Annotated in this window: 14 protein-coding genes, 1 other RNA gene and 1 pseudogene; 1 reads left to right on the forward strand and 15 read right to left on the reverse strand. The window is 69.9% G+C overall.

Annotated features, from left to right (window positions below; translation table 11 throughout):
• Positions 1-46 precede the first annotated feature (46 nt).
• From AC07DF_RS23080 to AC07DF_RS23135, 12 genes are all read right to left on the reverse strand, one after another.
• Positions 47-535, reverse strand: coding sequence for a hypothetical protein (locus tag AC07DF_RS23080; RefSeq protein ID WP_478974671.1), 489 nt, complete (start codon positions 533-535; stop codon positions 47-49).
• On the reverse strand, positions 532-1809 hold the full coding sequence (locus AC07DF_RS23085) for an MCE family protein (protein ID WP_478974315.1): 1278 nt from the start codon (positions 1807-1809) through the stop codon (positions 532-534). Before AC07DF_RS23085 ends, AC07DF_RS23080 begins: the two co-directional genes overlap by 4 nt.
• Entirely contained in the window at positions 1806-3131 is a 1326-nt protein-coding gene (locus tag AC07DF_RS23090; protein ID WP_478974318.1) for an MCE family protein, read from the reverse strand. Before AC07DF_RS23090 ends, AC07DF_RS23085 begins: the two co-directional genes overlap by 4 nt.
• Positions 3128-4252, reverse strand: a complete 1125-nt coding sequence (locus AC07DF_RS23095) for an MCE family protein (protein WP_478974321.1) — start codon at positions 4250-4252, stop codon at positions 3128-3130. The genes AC07DF_RS23090 and AC07DF_RS23095 overlap by 4 nt, the downstream gene beginning before the upstream one ends.
• Positions 4249-5415 (reverse strand): MCE family protein, encoded by a 1167-nt coding sequence (locus AC07DF_RS23100; RefSeq protein WP_478974324.1) that lies wholly within the window; start codon positions 5413-5415, stop codon positions 4249-4251. The genes AC07DF_RS23095 and AC07DF_RS23100 overlap by 4 nt, the downstream gene beginning before the upstream one ends.
• A complete protein-coding gene (locus AC07DF_RS23105; RefSeq protein WP_478974327.1) occupies positions 5412-6449 on the reverse strand; it encodes an MCE family protein in 1038 nt (345 codons plus the stop codon). Before AC07DF_RS23105 ends, AC07DF_RS23100 begins: the two co-directional genes overlap by 4 nt.
• The gene (locus AC07DF_RS23110) at positions 6446-7687 is read right to left on the reverse strand and encodes an MCE family protein (RefSeq protein WP_478974329.1); all 1242 of its coding nucleotides are present in this window, start codon (positions 7685-7687) and stop codon (positions 6446-6448) included. Before AC07DF_RS23110 ends, AC07DF_RS23105 begins: the two co-directional genes overlap by 4 nt.
• A gap of 8 nt (positions 7688-7695) precedes the next feature.
• Positions 7696-8499: an MlaE family ABC transporter permease gene (locus tag AC07DF_RS23115; RefSeq protein WP_328338145.1), complete on the reverse strand. Its 804-nt coding sequence runs from the start codon at positions 8497-8499 to the stop codon at positions 7696-7698.
• Between the two features lie 3 nt (positions 8500-8502).
• Positions 8503-9273, reverse strand: a complete 771-nt coding sequence (locus AC07DF_RS23120) for an MlaE family ABC transporter permease (RefSeq protein WP_478974334.1) — start codon at positions 9271-9273, stop codon at positions 8503-8505.
• Positions 9270-10202, reverse strand: a complete 933-nt coding sequence (locus tag AC07DF_RS23125) for an ABC transporter ATP-binding protein (protein WP_478974337.1) — start codon at positions 10200-10202, stop codon at positions 9270-9272. The genes AC07DF_RS23120 and AC07DF_RS23125 overlap by 4 nt, the downstream gene beginning before the upstream one ends.
• A 134-nt stretch (positions 10203-10336) precedes the next feature.
• A complete protein-coding gene (locus AC07DF_RS23130; RefSeq protein WP_478974340.1) occupies positions 10337-11386 on the reverse strand; it encodes an RNA polymerase sigma factor in 1050 nt (349 codons plus the stop codon).
• A gap of 115 nt (positions 11387-11501) precedes the next feature.
• Positions 11502-12518 (reverse strand): lytic transglycosylase domain-containing protein, encoded by a 1017-nt coding sequence (locus tag AC07DF_RS23135; protein WP_478974343.1) that lies wholly within the window; start codon positions 12516-12518, stop codon positions 11502-11504.
• 48 nt (positions 12519-12566) lie between these two features.
• Here AC07DF_RS23135 and AC07DF_RS23140 point away from each other — a divergent pair, with 48 nt between their 5' ends.
• Positions 12567-12977, forward strand: a complete 411-nt coding sequence (locus tag AC07DF_RS23140; RefSeq protein WP_478974346.1) for a 5-methylcytosine restriction system specificity protein McrC — start codon at positions 12567-12569, stop codon at positions 12975-12977.
• Positions 12978-13026: 49 nt separating this feature from the next.
• On the opposite strand, the gene AC07DF_RS23145 is transcribed toward AC07DF_RS23140, so the two are convergent.
• The 3 genes and pseudogenes from AC07DF_RS23145 to AC07DF_RS23155 all read right to left on the reverse strand — a co-directional run.
• Positions 13027-14541 (reverse strand): HNH endonuclease, encoded by a 1515-nt coding sequence (locus tag AC07DF_RS23145; protein ID WP_478974349.1) that lies wholly within the window; start codon positions 14539-14541, stop codon positions 13027-13029.
• 835 nt (positions 14542-15376) lie between these two features.
• An RNA gene (gene rnpB / locus AC07DF_RS23150) (RNase P RNA component class A) lies at positions 15377-15788 on the reverse strand.
• A gap of 115 nt (positions 15789-15903) precedes the next feature.
• Positions 15904-16683: pseudogene (locus tag AC07DF_RS23155) on the reverse strand (DMT family transporter); the annotation flags it as partial.

Raw genomic sequence — 16683 nt, forward strand, 5'->3', positions numbered from 1 at the left:
TGGTACTCCTCGTCGGTGCTTGTCGGTCGGCGGATCGGCCCGTGGATCAGCCGACGAACTCGACGTCGGACGTCAGCCAGCGGCCGTCCTTGTGTACGAGGTCGAGCTGGAGCCGGTACGTGCGCGCCTCCCCCTCGGGCGCGGCGGTGTTGGTCACCTTGCTGTCGGCGACCACCAGCACACGGGCCGAGTCCTCGTCGGAGCGGACGATGCCCGCCTCCAGGACCTGGCCTTGCGACACGGACTTGTTCTGGGCCACCAGCTGCGTCAACTGGTCCGTCTGTGCGGTGAACTGCTTCTTGAAGTCGCCGGTCGCGCCCGCCAGTACGTTCGCGCTGTCGCGGTCGTAGTGCCGGTAGTCGAGGGACGTGAAGTTCAGCGCCGACTGGCGGGCCGCGGCCAGGATGCCCTGGCGTCGGTGGTCCGCCTCGCGCTGTTCGTAGAGGGTGAGGGCCAGCCAGAGTGTCAGTGCTGTGGTGAGGACGGTCGCCGCGACGAGTCCCGCCGTCAGCACTGTGGGTCGCACCGGCTTCATGCCATGGGGCCGACGAGCAGCCATTGCCACGATTCCTTTCCGAACACGGCCTGCTGGCCGCCCGTCGAGCCGATCTCGACGTTCTTTCCGTCCGGGCCGGTGGTGGTGCCGGTCTCCGGGTCGTACGGGGTGACGTAGGTCGCCTGGTTCGCGCCGCCGTCGGTGCTCGACGCGCCCGGGGCGTTCTGCGCGCCCCGTACCGACGACTGGCTGCCACGCGGGAGCGTGCAGCGGGCGCCGGTGTTCGCCTCGCGCGTGCTGGTGTCCGCGGGGTCGCGGCGTGCCGTGCCGTAGCCCTGGGTGCAGGCCGGCGGGTCGTCGGCGTTCAGCACCAGGCCGAAGTGGGTGGTGCCGTCGCCCGGGACGACCGTGTAGCTGCCCGCGACCATCAGCGGGAAGGTGACCAGGGCCTGTTCCACGCCGGGGAGGCGGGCCAGCGTCACCTGGCCGCCGCTGATCAGGTTGGCCAGCAGCACCGACAGCTCCGGCCCGGTCGACTTCAGCAGCGAGTTCAGCTCCTGTCCCGCCGGCCGGGCGTTGCCGATCAGCTTGCGCAGATCCCCGTCGCTGGTCTTCAACTGAGCCGAGAGCGCCGCCAGATCACGCGCGAACGATTTGATCGACGAGCCCTGGTCGGCCTGCGTCTTCAGGACCTTCCGCGAGTCCTCGATCAGGGCGATCGTCTCCGGCAGCGCCTCGGACGCCGACTCGACCAGGGTGTTGCCCGAGTCCACCAGGCGGCTCAGGTTCGGGCCGGTGCCGGTGAAGGCCTGGCCCAACTCGTCGACCGTGACCCGCAGGTCGTCCTTGCCGACCGAGTTCACCAGGCGGTCCAGGCTGAGGACCATGTCCGTCGTCGACAGCGGCACCCGCGTGCTCCCGCGCGGGATCGTGCTGCCGTCCAGCAGGTACGGGCCGTGGGAGGTACGGGGCTGGAGGTCGACGTACTGCTCGCCCACCGCCGAACGGTTCGCCACCACGGCCAGCGTGTCCGCCGGGATGCGCGGCGCCCCGTCCTCGATGTCGAGCGTGACCGAGACCCCGTCCGGGCCGGCCAGGCGCAGTGCGCCGACCTTGCCCACCGGCACCCCGCGATACGTGACCTCGGCGCCGGGGAAGACGCCCCCGGAGTCGGCGAAGTCGGCCTTCACGGTGTAGCCGCGGTCCAGGACCTCGTCCACCAGGCCCGTGTACTCGGCGCCGACGTACGACACACCCACGGCGGTGAGGGTGGCGAAGGCGAGCAGTTGCGCCTTGACCGTACGGGTGATCACGGCTGGACCCCCTTCAGCATCAGCTCGGCGAGTTCGAGGTCGATCCCCTCGGGCCAGTCGCCCCCGGTGCGGTAGCCGTGGGAGCCGTATCCGTGGGAGCCGTATCCGGCGGTGCACACCGGCGGGCACAGCGGGTCGCCGCCGCTGTCGGGGGCCGACGGGGACGACGGCACGCTCGGACCGCTCGGCAGCGCGGTGGGCTTCGGCACGCGCGGCACGTCCGGGAGCTCCGGCACGTCCGGGAGGTCCGGTACGTCCGGCAGGTCCGGGGGCTCGGGGAGCCCGGGCCCGGTGTCTCCGCCGTTCCCGCCGCCCGGCTTGCCCGTCAGGTTGCCGTAGATCCCGGCCAGATCGAGGTCCGCCGTGATGTGCAGGTTGACGTAGTCGCCCTTGATGGCGTCCACCACGTTGCGCGGGAACGGGTACGTCGTCAGCAGCTCGAGGGAGTTGGGCAGGTCGCTGCCCGCCTTGTCGAGCTGTCGCAGGATCGGCCGCAGCTGCTTGAGGTTGGCGACCGTGTCGTCGTGCGAGGCGTTGACCACCTTGGTGCCGGTCTTGCCCAGCTTGGACAGGGCGGTGAGCATCCTGGTCAGGTCACGGCGCTGGTCGGCCAGGACCTTCAGGGCGGGCGGCATGGCGTCGACGGCCTCGGCGATCGTCGTCTTCTCCTTGCCCAGCCGTTTGGCCAGCCGGTCCACGGCCTTCAGCGCGCGGACGATGTCCTGACGCTGGTCGTCCAGGCCGCCGATGAACGTGTCGAGCTCCTTGAGCAGGGACTTGACCCGGTTCTCCCGGCCCGCCAGGGCCTTGTTCAGCTCCGTGGTGATCGTCTTGAGCTGGGCGACGCCGCCGCCGTTGAGCAGGGCGGACAGCGCGGACAGCACCTCCTCGACCTCCGGGTTGCGGCCGCTGCGGGACAGGGGGATCACATCACCGTCGCGGAGCCGCCCGACCGGTGTGCTTTCGGGCGGCCGTGACAGCGCCACGTACTTCTCGCCGAGCATGCTGGTCTGCCGCAGTTCGGCGACGGCGTTGTCGGGCAGCTTCACCGAGTCGGCGACCCGGAGGCGGACCCTCGCGTGCCAGCCCTCCAGCTCGACCTTCTCCACCGCGCCCACGGTGACGTTGTCGACCTTGACCGCCGACTGCGGCACCAGGTCGAGGACGTCGCGGAACTCGACGGTGACGCGGTAGGCGTGGCCGTCGGCGGCGGCTCCGCCGGGGAGCGGGACGTCGTACCAGCCGTTGACCTCGCAGCCGGACAGGAGCAGTGTCCCGACGGCCGCCCAGGCGACGGCACCGCCCTTGCGCAGTGGCCTCATGCGCTCGCCCCCAGGATTCCGCCGAGGGTGCGGTCGACCGTGCCGGTGACAGCGGTGCCGTCGGGCACTTCGGGCACTTCGGGCAGCGAGTCGAAGAGGTCCTTCAGGTCCCCGCAGTCGGTCTTCTCCCCGGTCGTCTTCAGGATCGAGCACAGCAGGGACGCCGGATCCTGCGGATGGCCGGGGTTGTTGCGGGTGTCGAGGGTGCCGGCGGAGGGGTTGTAGGCGTTGTTCAGGTTCGACATGCCCGTCGGCGCGACCTCCAGCAGCTCCTCCAGTGCCGCCCGTTGGGTGACGAGCACCTTGGTCACCTTGCTCAGGCCCTCCACGTTCGACGTCAGGGACTTCTTGTTCTTCTTCACGAAGGCGGACACGTCACCGAGCGCCGTGCCGAGGTGTTTCAGTGCGGCCGCCAGGTCCTCGCGCTCGCCCGCGAGTTGCTCGGCGACCTTGGCGAGGCTGCTGTTGAACGACCGCACGCTCTTGTCGTCCGCCGCCAGCGCCGCCGTGAACACCTGAAGGTTGCGGACCGTGCCGAAGAGATCCGTACGGCCGTCGGACAGGGTCGTGACGGCCTCCGACAAGTCCTCGACGGTCCGGTGGAGGTTTGCGCCCTGGCCGTCGAGGTTGTCGGCGCTGACGCCGAGCAGCCGTGACAGGGCGCCGTCCTTGTTGGCGCCCTCGGGGCCGAGCGCCTCGGCCGTGGTGTGCAGGCTGTCGAAAACGCGGTCCAGTTCGACCGGTACGGCCGTACGCGACTCGGGGATCTCGTCCCCGTCCCGCAGCACCGGACCGCTCCGGTACACCGGCAGCAGCTGCACGTAACGGTCGCTGACCACCGAGGAGTTGATGATCGCGGCCTGCGCGTCCGCCGGGACCTTGCGGTCCGCGTCGTACTCCAGCTCCACCCGCACCCGGCCGCCCTCCGGCGTGATCTTCTTGACCTCGCCGATCCGCACGCCCAGCACGCGGACGTCCGAGCCGGGGTAGATGCCGACGGTGCGCGGGAAGTACGCCGTGACGCGGGCCGGCTCGGTCCGCGGCCACAGGACGTGGGTGAGCGCGGCGACCAGGGTCAGGGTGATCAGCAGGGCCGCGCCCTTCTTCCAACGGTTGCTCACTGCGCGCCTCCCGTCCGCGTCCGCGGCACCACCGGGGCGGCGACCAGGTTCTGGACGTAGGAGTCGAACCAGCGGCCGTTGCCGAGGGTGTTGGTGAAGACCCGCACGTAGGGGGCCAGGAGCTTGATGCTCCGGTCCAGGCTTGATTGGTTCCGTTCGAGCATCTTCACCACGGTGTTGAGACCCTTGAGCGCGGGCCCGATCTCCTTCTCGTTGTCCTGGACCAGGCCGGAGAGCTGGATGCCGAGCGCGGCGGAGGTCTTCAGCAGCTTGTGGATCGCCGCACGCCGCTTGCTGATCTCCTTGAACAGCTTGTCGCCGTCCTCGACCAGGGCGGTGAAGTCGCCCGACCGGTCGGCGAGTACGCCCGTCACGCCCTTCGCGTGGTCGAGGAGCTCCCTGAGGGCCTTGTCGCGCGAGGCCACCGTCCGGGAGATCTTGGACAGGCCCTTGATGGACGCCCGTACCTCTTCCGGTGAGTCCTCGAAGGTCGTCGAGATGGTGTCCAGGGCCTTCGCCAGCTGGTCGGTGTCGACCCTCTCCGTCGTGGTGGTGAGATCACTGAACGCCTGCACGACGTCGTACGCGGGCACGGTCCGCCGCAGCGGGATCTCACTGCCGGGCTCCAACCGGCCCGGCCCCTTGGGGTGCAGGGCGAGGTACTTGGCGCCGAGGATCGTCTTGACCCGGATCGACGCGCCGGTCCCGGTGCCGAACCCCGGCTCCCCCTTGATCTTGAAGGTGACCTTGACGTGGTCGCCGTCCAGGTCGACCTCCTCGACCTTGCCGACCTTGACCCCGGCGATCCGCACCTCGTCGCCCGGCTTGAGACCGCCCGCCTCGGCGAAGGCGGCGCTGTACGTCTCGCCGTCGCCGATCACCGGCAGCCGGTCGGCGTTGAACGCGGCCACGGTCAGCAGCGCGAGGACGGTGAGTCCGACGGCGCCGATGACGATGGGGTTCCGCTCGCGGAAGGGGCCGAGGCGCGGGCGGCGGAGCCGTATCTTCGGCAGCTTCGGCGGCTCGACACGGACCTTGACCAGCGGCTGCGGACTCGGCCTGCGGCGCGGCAGGAGCCGTACCTCCGGCAGGCGCACGCGCGGCAGCTTCGGCGGCTCCACCCGCACCTTGACCAGCGGCTCCGGGCGGCGCTTGCGGCTCATGCCCCACACCTCGCCCTCGCCACGTGCATCTCGGGCGTGAGCACCTGCTTCGTCTTCGGCAGCACGATCCGGCCGTCGAAGTCGCACAGGTAGAAGTTGAACCACGAGCCGTAGGACGCCGTCCCCGTCAGCTCGCCCAGCTTGTTCGGCAGCCGCTTCAGCACGCCCTCCACGGTCTTCTCGTTGTCGTTCAGCGTCCCGGTGAGGTCGGTCAGTTCCGCGATGTCGTCCTTGAGCGGGGGACGCGCGTCCTTCAGCAGGCCCGACGTGGCCTCCGTCAGATCGCCGATGCTCACCAGCGACTTCCCGATGGGCTTGCGGTCGGCGGACAGGCCCGAGATGACCCGGCGCAGCTGCTTGAGCAGTCCGGAGAAGCGGGCGCCGCGCTTGTCGAGCGTCTCCAGCACGGTGTTGAGGTTGTCGATCACCGAGCCGATCAGCTTGTCGCGGCCGGCCAGCGTCGTGGTGAGCGACGCCGTGTGCGTCAGCAGGCTGTTGACGGTGCCGCCCTCGCCCTGGAGGGTCTTGATGATCTCGGTGGCGAGCTGGTTGACGTCCTTCGGGCTGAGCGCGGCGAACAGCGGCTTGAAGCCGTTCAGCAGCGCGTTCAGGTCGAGGGCGGGCTGGGTGCGCGCGAGCGGGATCGTGCCGCCGGGGCGCAGCCGGGTGCCGTCGCCGGCGCCCTCGGTCAGCGCGACGTACCGCTGCCCGACCAGGTTGCGGTAGCGGATGACCGCGCCCGTGCTGGTGAGCAGCGGCCGGTCCTGGCTGGCCGTGAAGGTGACCTCGGCCAGCGTCCGGTCCTTGATCCGGATGCCCTCGACCTCGCCGACCCGCACCCCGGCCACCCGGATGTCGTCGCCCTCCTCCAGGCCGGTGACGTCGCTGAAGACCGCGCGGTACTCGTGCTCGGGGGTGAAGGAGATGTTCACGATGGTGGCGGCGAGCAGGGCCGTGGCCACCACCGTCACCAGCGCGAAGAGACTGAACTTGATGAGCGGGGCGGCGGTCTGCCGGGCTCCTGTGCTGCTCACGCGACGCTCACCGCCGTCCCGCGCGCCATCGGCCCGAACAGCAGGGTCGCGACCGGCGGCACCTCGTCCGCGGGCACGCCCAGTACCGGGGCCACGAGTGAGCCGACGGCTCGCTGCTCCGCCCGGGTGGCGGAGACGCCGTGCGGGCCGCCCGATGCCGAACCCGCCTTCCTGGAACCGTCGTTGAGGTGGGCGCCGGGCGCCGGCACCGGAGGGTGCGGCAGATCACGGCAGTCCGGGCCCGACCGCTCGCCGTAGCGCGGTTCCTCACCCGGTACGTACGCACCCTGCGCCCGTACGACTTCCAGCGTGATGTGCATCTTGCCGCCCCGGAACGCCTCCTCGGAGGCCTTCTCCTGCCGGACCAGGCCGGCCAGCAGGCAGGGGTACTGGGGTGAGTAGCGGGCGAACAGCTCCAGCGTGGGGCGGGAGACCCGGCCGAGGGTGATCAGCCGGTCGCCGTTGGCGTCGAGGAAGTCCTCGGCGGTGCCCGCGACGGTGGCCGTGCTCTTCAGCGCCGCGGCCAGCCGGTCCTTCTCCTCGACGATCGTGCGGCTGGTGGTGACGGTGTTGCGCAGGATCTCCATCAGGTCGGGCGCGGCGTCGCCGTAGACCTCGGCGACGTCGGCGAAGCGTGCGATGTCCTCTTTCAGGGACGGCAGGTGGGGATTGAGGCGGCGCAGGTAGGCCTCCACTCGCGTGAGGTTGTCGCCGATCCGGTCGCCGCGGCCGTCGAGGGCGGTGGCGAACGCGGAGAGCGTGGCGTTGAGCTTGCCGGGCTGGACCGTCCGGAGCAGGGGCAGCAGGTCGTTCATCAGCTGCTGGACCTCGATGCCGACGCGGGTGCGGTCCTGGGCGATGACGTCACCGGCCCTGATGGGCCGGGCCGAGGACCGCTCGGGCGGGACCAGGTCGACGTACTTCTCGCCGAACAGCGTCTTGGGCAGCAGGCGCGCGTGCACGTCCGACGGGATGTGGGCGACGTGCTCCGGCTTCAGCGCGATGCCGAGCGTCGCCTTCGACCCGTCGGCCCGCACCTCGCGCACCTCGCCGACCAGCAGCCCGCGCAGCTTGACGTCGGCGCGCGGATCGAGCTGGTTGCCGAGGCGGTCGGCCTCCAGCGTGATCCGCACGACCGGCGTGAACGCCTGGCGGTAGACGGCGACGGACAGGGACAGCAGCAGTGCGAGCACGGCGATGAAGACGACGCCGTACAACCGCAGTCTCAGCACCCGCATACGGCGGCTCACCCCGCGATCCGCACGGTCGTGCTGGCGCCCCAGATCGCCAGCGACAGGAAGAAGTCCAGGACGTTGATCGCGACGATCGAGGTCCGCACCGCGCGGCCCACCGCGACGCCGACGCCCGCCGGGCCGCCGCTCGCGTAGTAGCCGTAGAAGCAGTGCACCAGGATGATCAGGACGGCGAAGACCAGCACCTTCCCGAAGGACCACAGGACGTCCACCGGGGGCAGGTACTGCTGGAAGTAGTGGTCGTACGTGCCCGTGGACTGGCCGTAGTAGCCGGTGGTGATGGTGCGGGCGGCCAGGTACGAGGACAGCAGGCCGATCACGTACAGCGGGATGACGGCCACGAACCCGGCGATCATCCGCGTCGTCACGAGGAACGGCAGCGAGGGCACGCCCATGACCTCCAGCGCGTCGGTCTCCTCGCTGATCCGCATCGCGCCGAGCTGCGCGGTGAACCCGGCGCCGACGGTCGCGGAGAGCGCGAGCCCGGCCACCAGCGGGGCGATCTCCCGGGTGTTGAAGTACGCCGAGAGGAACGCCACGAAGTTGGAGGTGCCGAGCTGGTTGAGCGCGGCGTAGCCCTGCAACCCCACTTCCGTGCCGGTGAAGAACGACAGGAAGGCGATCACCCCGACCGTGCCGCCCACGACGGCGAGCGCGCCCCGGCCGAAGCTCACCTCGGCCAGCAGCCGCAGGATCTCCTTCTTGTAGCGGCGCAGGGTGCGGCCGGTCCAGGCCAGTGACCGCCCGTAGAAGGACAGCTGGGCACCCAGCTCCTCCAGGCCTTTCAACAGCGCCATGCCTCAGCCCCTCTGGGGAACGACTTGGAAGTGCACGGCGGTCATCACGAAGTTCGTCACGAACAGCAACATGAAGGTGATCACCACCGACTGGTTCACCGCGTCGCCCACGCCCTTGGGCCCGCCCTTGGCGGTCAGCCCCTTGTAGGAGGCGACGATCCCGGCGATCGCCCCGAACACCAGCGCCTTGACCTCGGCCGCCCACAGGTCGGAGAGCTGGGCGAGCGTGGTGAAGGAGGCCAGGTAGGCGCCGGGAGTGCCGTTCTGGAGGACGACGTTGAAGAAGTAGCCGCCCGCCACGCCGACCACCGACACCAGGCCGTTGAGCAGCACCGCCACCAGCATCGACGCCAGCACGCGGGGAACGACCAGCCGGTGGATGGGGTCGATGCCCAGCACCTGCATCGCGTCGATCTCGTCGCGGATCTTCCGCGCTCCGAGGTCGGCGCAGATCGCCGTGCCTCCGGCACCCGCGATCAGCAGCGCGGTGACGATCGGCGAGGCCTCGCGCAGCACGGCGAGGACGGAGGCGGCCCCGGAGAAAGACTGGGCGCCGAGCTGCCGTGTCAGGCTGCCGATCTGCAGCGCGATCACCGCTCCGAAGGGGATCGACACCAGGGCCGTCGGCAGGATGGTGACGCTCGCGACGAACCACGTCTGCTGGATGAACTCCCGCGCCTGGAAGGGCCGTCGGGGGATCGTGCGGACGACGTCCAGCGCCATCGCGAAGAGGCTGCCCGAGTGCCGCAGCGCTCCCACCGGTGACAGGCTCACGCGCCGGCCACCTCCTTCTCGTGCAACGCGGCCTCGCGCCGGGCGATGACCTCCCAGCGGGGTGATCGGGAGATGCCCGGCCCCGGCAGCAGGCGTGGAGCCGGCGGCTCGTGAACGCGCGCGCTGTCGTCGATCTGCGCGAGCTCCTGCTCGACCTGCGCCGCGTCCTTCTCCTCCGCCATACCGATCGGACCCTGCATCCGGCCGTTCAGGAACTGCCGTACGACGGGCTCGTCGCTGGCCAGCAGCTCCTCGCGCGGCCCGAACATCACCAGCTCGCGGCGGAACAGCAGCCCGATGTTGTCCGGCACCTGGCGGGCCGAGGCGATGTCGTGCGTGACGATCAGGAAGGTCGCGTCGATCTGGGCGTTGAGATCGACGATGAGCTGGTTGAGGTAGGCGACGCGGACCGGGTCGAGGCCCGAGTCGGGTTCGTCGAAGAGGATGATCTCCGGGTCGAGCACCAGGGCCCGCGCCAACCCCGCCCGCTTACGCATCCCGCCGGAGATCTCGCCGGGCAGCTTCCCCTCCGCACCGATCAGCCCGACCATGTCCATCTTCTCCAGCACGATGCGCCGGATCTCGCTCTCGGACTCACGGGTGTGCTCGCGCAGCGGGAAGGCGATGTTGTCGTACAGGTTCATCGAGCCGAAGAGCGCGCCGTCCTGGAACAGCACGCCGAACAGCTTGCGCACCTCGTACAGGTCGTGCTCGCGGAGCTTGGTGATGTCCCGGCCCTGGATCGTGATGGAGCCGCGTTCCGGCTTCAGCAGTCCGACGAGCGTCTTGAGGAACACCGACTTGCCCGTGCCGGAGGGGCCGAGCATGACCGAGACCTCCCCGGCGGGCAGCGTCAGCGAGACGTCCTGCCAGATGACCTGGTGACCGAAGGACTTGGTCAGCCCTTCCACACAGATCTCGACACCCATCCGGTCCACCCTTCAGCCCGTGGAGCAGTGCCCCTGGAGCAGCTCTGACATCTGCTCTACGGGGAGGGGCGGGGGGTCCGTCGCTCAAGTGGCGGATTTTTTTCGGGCGGGTTTCCGGGTGGGATCTCCGGGCGCTACGGGAGCGGGCGCACGCTGGGCTCGGGGAGCGAGGCGGACGGTGTGAGCGCAGTCTCCGGCGCTTCCGTGCCCGTCGGGACCGCCGTGTCCGTCAGCACGTCGGAGGGCTCCACCGGCAGGTCGGGAACATCGGGCTCCGGGACGTCGGGCATCTGCGGAACCTCCGGCGCGGACAACGCGGGCAGCGGCGACACCGGGACCTCAGGAACGTCCGGGACCTCCGGCAGTGACGGCACCGACGGCACGGACAGCGGAAGGAACGATTCGCCCACGGGAGACTCGGCCGCTCCGCGCTCGGCTGCCGCAGCTGTGGGGCCCTCCCCCCGAGGCGTACGATCCCCGCCACCACCGTCCGGCCGCACCGCCTCGGCACCCGGAGAGGCAACGGCGGGCCGAGGCGGCCTACCACCCCCGCCCCCACCTCCACCGCCGTCGAGGGCGTAGGGCAGCACGAACCCCGCCACCGCCAGGGACGCCGCCGTCGAGGCGACCGCCACGGCCTGTGCCCTGCCGACTCCGCGCGGCCGTCCCCACCCGATCAGGAACAGCGCGAACCCGAGCGTGGCGGCCAGCGACTGCCGCAGCGTCCGCCGGGCCCGGGCCAGCAGCGACTCGACGGTCCGATAGCTCAGCCCCATCCGGACGGCGACCTGGCCGACGTCCAGGTCCTCCGACTTCAGCCGCAGCGCCTCGGCCTGCCGCGCGGGCAGCTCACCACTGCGCACCGCCAGCCACTTCGCCTCGGCCCGGTCGCACACCGCCTCCTCGACGGGCACCGGACCGGGGGCGATGAGCGTCGGGCTGGTACGCACCTCGGCCTCGCGGTTCACCTGCCGGTACCGGTCGACGCACAGCCGCATCGTCACCGTCGTCAGCCAGGCCGCGAGCCGTTCCTCGTCCAGATCGGGCCGCTCGGCGGCGCGCAGCATCGCCTCGTGCACCGCGTCCTCGGCGTCCTCCGGGCTCATCGACCTGCGCCGGGCCACCTTGAGCAGGTGCTCGCGGTGGCTCCACATACGCCGCCACCGCTCATCGACCGCGGTCACCTCCGCAGGTGTCCCTGCGGGCATGTCCGCAGGCATGTCCGCAGGCATGTCCGTCGCCATGAGGGGCCCCTTCGCGCTCACCCACCGGTCTCCTGCTGTCCGGCGGGGGGCGACATTACCGCCCAGTATCGGCGGTTGTGGAGGGGGCGGCGGTCATCGAGTCCGCGCTGTTACGGGTGAGCGGGGCGCCGCTGGGCAGCAGGTTCTCGCCGGGGAGCACCATGTCCGGCTCGGGGACGGGGAGTTGCGGCTCGTCCGGCTTCTCGGGTTCGGTGGCCGGGCCGGTTCCGGCCGGGGCCGGGGAGACGGGGGCCGACGGAGTACGGGACGGCGGGGCACTCGGCCGGGCGGAGGGGGTTCGCGACGGCTTCGGTGTGGCGGCCGGCCGCGACGGCTCCGGGCGCGCGGAGGAGGACCCGGCGGAGCCGTCCGGCACCACCCGGTGCCCTTCCATGAAGTACGTGTACCAGGCCCTGACCGTGCGCAGATAATCCGTCGAGTGGTTGTAGCCGAGGATCGCCCGGTCCAGCTGGGCGGGGACGGAGAGGTCCCGGCCACCGGCACACAGATACCCTCCGGCGGCGAGTGCCGCGTCGAAGACGTTGTTCGGATCCGTACGCCCGTCGCCGTTGCCGTCCGCACCCCAGCGGGCCCAGGTCGACGGGATGAACTGCATCGGCCCGACCGCGCGGTCGTACGCCGTGTCCCCGTCGTGGACACCTCCGTCGGTGTCCCGGATCAGCGCGAAGGCCACGCCGTCCAGCCGCGGCCCGAGGATCGGCGCCACGGTCGTACCGTCCGACGTCACCCTGCCGCCCCGCGCCTGCCCCGACTCCACCTGCCCGATCGCCGCCAGCAGCTGCCAGCGCAGCCGACAGCCGGGCGCCTCACGCGCGAGCCGGTCCTCGGCCCTCCGGTAGGCGGCGAACACGCTCGCCGGCAGCGCGCCGCCCACCTCCGCCGCCGCCCCGCCGCCCGCGCGCTTCACGCTCCGCAGCGGCGGCAGCTCGGTCCTGTACGGCGCGTCGCCGGACACGCTGGGTCCGTCCCCGACAGGTGCCCGACCTGGCGCCGGTGCGGCTGCCCGCGCCGGGACGCCCCCCGGCGCCTGCGACGCGGTGAGCGCCGCCATCGCCGCCAATGCGGCCGCCGTACCTCTGACGCGTTTGCCCCTGTGCCGGTGAGCGGTTTCCTGCTCGACCTCGCGAAGGTCTTCGAGGACTTCGTGTCGGTGGCTCTACGGCAAGCCTTGCGGCCGTATGGCGGGCGCTGTCAGTTTCAGGCACACCACCACCTGGACGAGGCAGAGGCGGTCCTGCTCAAGCCGGATCTGGTCTGGTACGACGACGCCGGACGGCCGATCGGGGTCGCCGACGCCAAGTACAAGGCGGAGAAGGACAAGGAGGGGTTTCCGAGTTCCGACCTCTACCAGATGCTGGCTTACTGCGCCTCGCTCGGTCTTTCATCCGGCCATCTGGTGTACGCGAAGGGCCGCTCGCCTCGGGGTTCTCACCACGTGCGGCGTGCCGGAGTCGTCATCACTCAGCACGCCCTGGAACTGGATCGAGAACCGGTGGACCTCCTGGCCTGAATGGCGGCGATCGCGGAGTTCATGGTCGGATCACAGTGACCTGATCGGTTCAGTAGCGGCTACGGCCGCACAGCCCGCGGTGGTACTCAACGCACTCCTCGTCGATGACGTGCTGGGGATGGCGTATCAAGGCGCCGATCAGCTTCTCGTCCCTGCTTCGGCGCACGTTCCAGTCCTCGTCGATGAAGAAGAAGAGCTTGTCGAACTGGACATGGTGGTTGGGGCAGAGGCACAGCATGTTCGACAGCTTGTCCGGCCCCTCATGCGGTCTTCCGACCCCTTGGATGTGCGCCGCCTCGCTGTAGTGGCTGAAACGTGTCTCCAGGCGTTCCCCGCACACCTGGCACCGGTGTCCGTAGATCAGCTTGATCTGCTCCGCGAGGTGCGGGTCGCGGTCGGGGCGCGAACCGTTCACCTGTCGGCGTCCTCTGCCTGCCGAAGACGCCTCGCCGCCCTTCGTCGGTTCCCCGTTCGCGCCGTCCACGGCTCCTTCGGCGTTCGCGTACCCGGCGAGGCCCAGTCGCTCCAGCAGGGCTTCCTGGTCGACATCCTGGAAATAGGAGCTGCACAGCAGACCGACCGCCTCGGCACGCGCGAGAGGCTTTTGCAGGAGCCTCATGACGTCCTGCTGCAGGCCCACCGTGGCACCGTCGCCCGTGCCCTCGGTCTGCCAGAGACCTGAGTCCTGAAGATGCCGGAAGGCGTACTCCAACGTGAACTGCACGTCTTGGGCACCGAAGTCCAGAAGAAGGGGGCCAACTTCCTTAGTGTAGAGGTCCCGGGGCGCCAGACCGCTCGGCCCGGACACGAGTCGGCCGAGAGCCCACAGAAACGTGAGCGACGCGTCGCGTGTGTGCTGTTCGTCCGAGGTGTCGGCATTCAGGGTCCCGAGGGCGTGCAGCAACTCTTCGCGCCGCATTCTCGGAACGGAGGCAGTCGACTTCTCTCCAGAGGGCTGATGCTCCGCCTGAGGTGTCAGCCCGTCCAGCAGACTGTTCAGCAAGGCCAGATGCTGCTGACGTACGTCAGCCGGTATGCAGGTGAGGCTGCGCAAGTCCGGCCGATTGACCAATTTGGTGAGCAGCGGAGCCGCTGGTATGTCGATCTCCACTACGTCGCCCAGAGCCACGATGTGCTCCCAAGTCTTCTGGCCCTCGTCAGCTCCCCATACGGCTGCAGCCAGCTCGGGGCTGTGCATCAGTCCGAGGATGCGGGCCTTGGCGATGAATCTCCCTTCGGCGTAGAAGAGGACTTCGTCGTCGACCTTCTGATTCCGAATGGCAGCAGCCTTGGTGTGCCATGGCACTGCTGCCGGAGTCGCTCCCCACAGCCGCGCCACTCCGTCGGGAAAGATACGATTCAGCAGCTCCGCGTATCTCCCGAGGACGTGTTCGTACTCCGCGAGTCGGATTCCCTTGCGCACCGAGTGCTCGAAGTTCCGAGGGCCTCGCTTGGCAGGCCCGCCGCGCGGCTGCAAGATCCATTGAACCGTGTCCTCGGTGCCGTAACCAGTCCCCATGGTGATCAGATTTTCATACGAATAACGGCTGTTGATACTCGACATGCCTGCAGTGGTTGCGGAAGTCGCCGTCCGCGCGTCGCCCTGGTCAGCCAGTTGCGTGGCGGGAGAGGCCGTCGAGCAGGTCGGTGAGCAGCGCCTACTCGTGGAGCGGGGTGCGGTGCTCCGCGTAGAGGCCGCAGAATGCGTCCACTTCTACTCGCCGATCTCCAGGGACACTTGCTCGTCAGGCCGAGGTGAACAAGGTAGGTATCGACGTCGTAGCGTCAACTCCTCTCGGCCGGGGCCACGGACAGGAGTTGGCGGACCACGCCGAATCCGGCGTCATCGATGCGGCTAGGACAGAGACCTCGTCGGTGGTAGCGGCGATTCCCGCCAGCAGATCGAGCGTCGCGTTGGAAGCACTCCGTCCGGACAGATCAACACGGGGCACGTCGAGCCGGGTTCGTCGGTGGCGGCTCCAAGGAGTTCTCACAGACCAAGATCCTCATGGCCGGGGGACTGACCAGGTGCCGGTGAGAGAGCGTAGCGACAGCCACAGAGGCTCGCCACGGGCGGCCTCGCTCCACCGCGCGGCGGGAGCGTCATCGTGCAAGGGAAGGTTGAGGATCCCAGACTAGGGATGACATCCGTCACACCGCACGCCCACGGTTTTCTACACCCGCCGCACTCCCCAAGAACTCCCGTACGGTCACCCGTGATCGCCCAGAGCGGCGGCGAGGCCCTTCAGCCGCACCGGCCGCCGGGAGCCGTCCCATGGGGTGCCCACCAAGCGGGCCACGGCGCTGCGATTCCGTGGGGGTGATCCGGAGGGTGCCGTCCTCAGGAGGCCCGGGTATTCAGAGAAAGCGGGTCTCTGAGCTGCGGAAATAGAGAGCGGCAGACGAGTCGGGCTATACGCCGGGTTCTGTTCCCGGAGCTCCTCGCGGAGCCCCGGGCGACGGCCATCCATCTAGGGCCGGCGTTGCCGCCGGCCTCGTGCGGTCTACCCGCGGACTCGGGCGGGCAGCCCTCGATCGTCCGCGCAGGGACACCTCCGAAAAGGCGGCCCCTCTTGACCTTGCTCCGGGTGGGGTTTACCTAGCTGCCCAGGTCACCCTGGGCACTGGTGGTCTCTTACACCACCGTTTCACCCTTACCCAGCACCTGAGCGCTGGGCGGTTTGCTTTCTGTGGCACTGTCCCGCGGGTCACCCCGGGTGGCCGTTAGCCACCACCCTGCCCTGTGGAGCCCGGACGTTCCTCGGGAAGCTCCCCGTCAGGGGGACTCCACGCGGCCGTCCGCCCGGCTCGTCTGCCGTGTCGACCATGGTACCGGGCGTGAGCGGGGGCGTGGACCGGCGGCGGTGGCGAGGATCGAGCCCGCCAGGATCAGCGTGAACGCCGCCACGATGCCCGCCGTCAGCTGCTCGTCCAGGAAGATCGCGCCCGCCGCCACCGCGACCGCCGGATTGACGTACGTGAAGACCGTCGCCCTGGTCGGGCCCGCCTCCTTGATCAGCTCCAGGAAGGCCACGAAGGCGATCGCCGTGCAGAGCACGCCGAGGGCCGCCAGCGCGGCCAGGACCGTGAGGGAGGGCATGGACGACGGCCAGGTCATCGCCGCCGCCGGGGCATAGACCAGCGCCGCGAGGGCCAGGCAGGGGGCGATGAGCTGGAGGGTCGGGACGTTCTTCAGATGGCGGGCCGCAATCAGGGGCGCCGTCGCGTAGCCCACCACCGTCACCAGTACCTCGGCCAGCGACTTCGCGTCGCCGCCCGTCAGGTGCGGGACCGTGAGGACCCCTACGCCGGCCAGGCCCAGGCCGAGTCCGGTCATCCGCCTCACCCCCAGCTTCTCCGTCTCGCCGAAGAAGCGGGCCAAGGCCACGCCCACGATCGGTACGCCCGCGATCAGCAGGCCCGCCGTCGAGCTGGAGAGGTGGCGTTCCGCGTCGGTCAGGGTCCACCAAGGGCCGATGATCTCGATGCACGCGAAGGCCAGCATCGGGCGCCAGTGGGTCCGCACGATGCCGGGCAGGCCGCCCTGGCGTATCGCGAAGGGGAGCAGGAGCGCGGCGCCCAGCGCGCAGCGCGTGAACACCACCATGGACGGGGACAGCTCGTCCACCGCCACCTTGATCATCAGGTAGGGGACACCCCAGACGACTCCCATCAGGGAGAACAGGAACCAGCCGCGTGCAGTCAT

Source organism: Streptomyces sp. NPDC044719, from assembly GCF_056433405.1.

Bases quoted from the DNA above. Each gene is read 5' to 3' on its own strand.
- AC07DF_RS23135 (WP_478974343.1), bottom strand. From the start codon at position 12,518: ATGGCGGCGCTCACCGCGTCGCAGGCGCCGGGGGGCGTCCCGGCGCGG.
- AC07DF_RS23100 (WP_478974324.1), bottom strand. From the start codon at position 5,415: ATGAGCCGCAAGCGCCGCCCGGAGCCGCTGGTCAAGGTGCGGGTGGAG.
- AC07DF_RS23115 (WP_328338145.1), bottom strand. From the start codon at position 8,499: ATGGCGCTGTTGAAAGGCCTGGAGGAGCTGGGTGCCCAGCTGTCCTTC.
- AC07DF_RS23125 (WP_478974337.1), bottom strand. From the start codon at position 10,202: ATGGGTGTCGAGATCTGTGTGGAAGGGCTGACCAAGTCCTTCGGTCAC.
- AC07DF_RS23080 (WP_478974671.1), bottom strand. From the start codon at position 535: ATGAAGCCGGTGCGACCCACAGTGCTGACGGCGGGACTCGTCGCGGCG.
- AC07DF_RS23145 (WP_478974349.1), bottom strand. From the start codon at position 14,541: ATGTCGAGTATCAACAGCCGTTATTCGTATGAAAATCTGATCACCATG.
- AC07DF_RS23090 (WP_478974318.1), bottom strand. From the start codon at position 3,131: ATGAGGCCACTGCGCAAGGGCGGTGCCGTCGCCTGGGCGGCCGTCGGG.
- AC07DF_RS23110 (WP_478974329.1), bottom strand. From the start codon at position 7,687: ATGCGGGTGCTGAGACTGCGGTTGTACGGCGTCGTCTTCATCGCCGTG.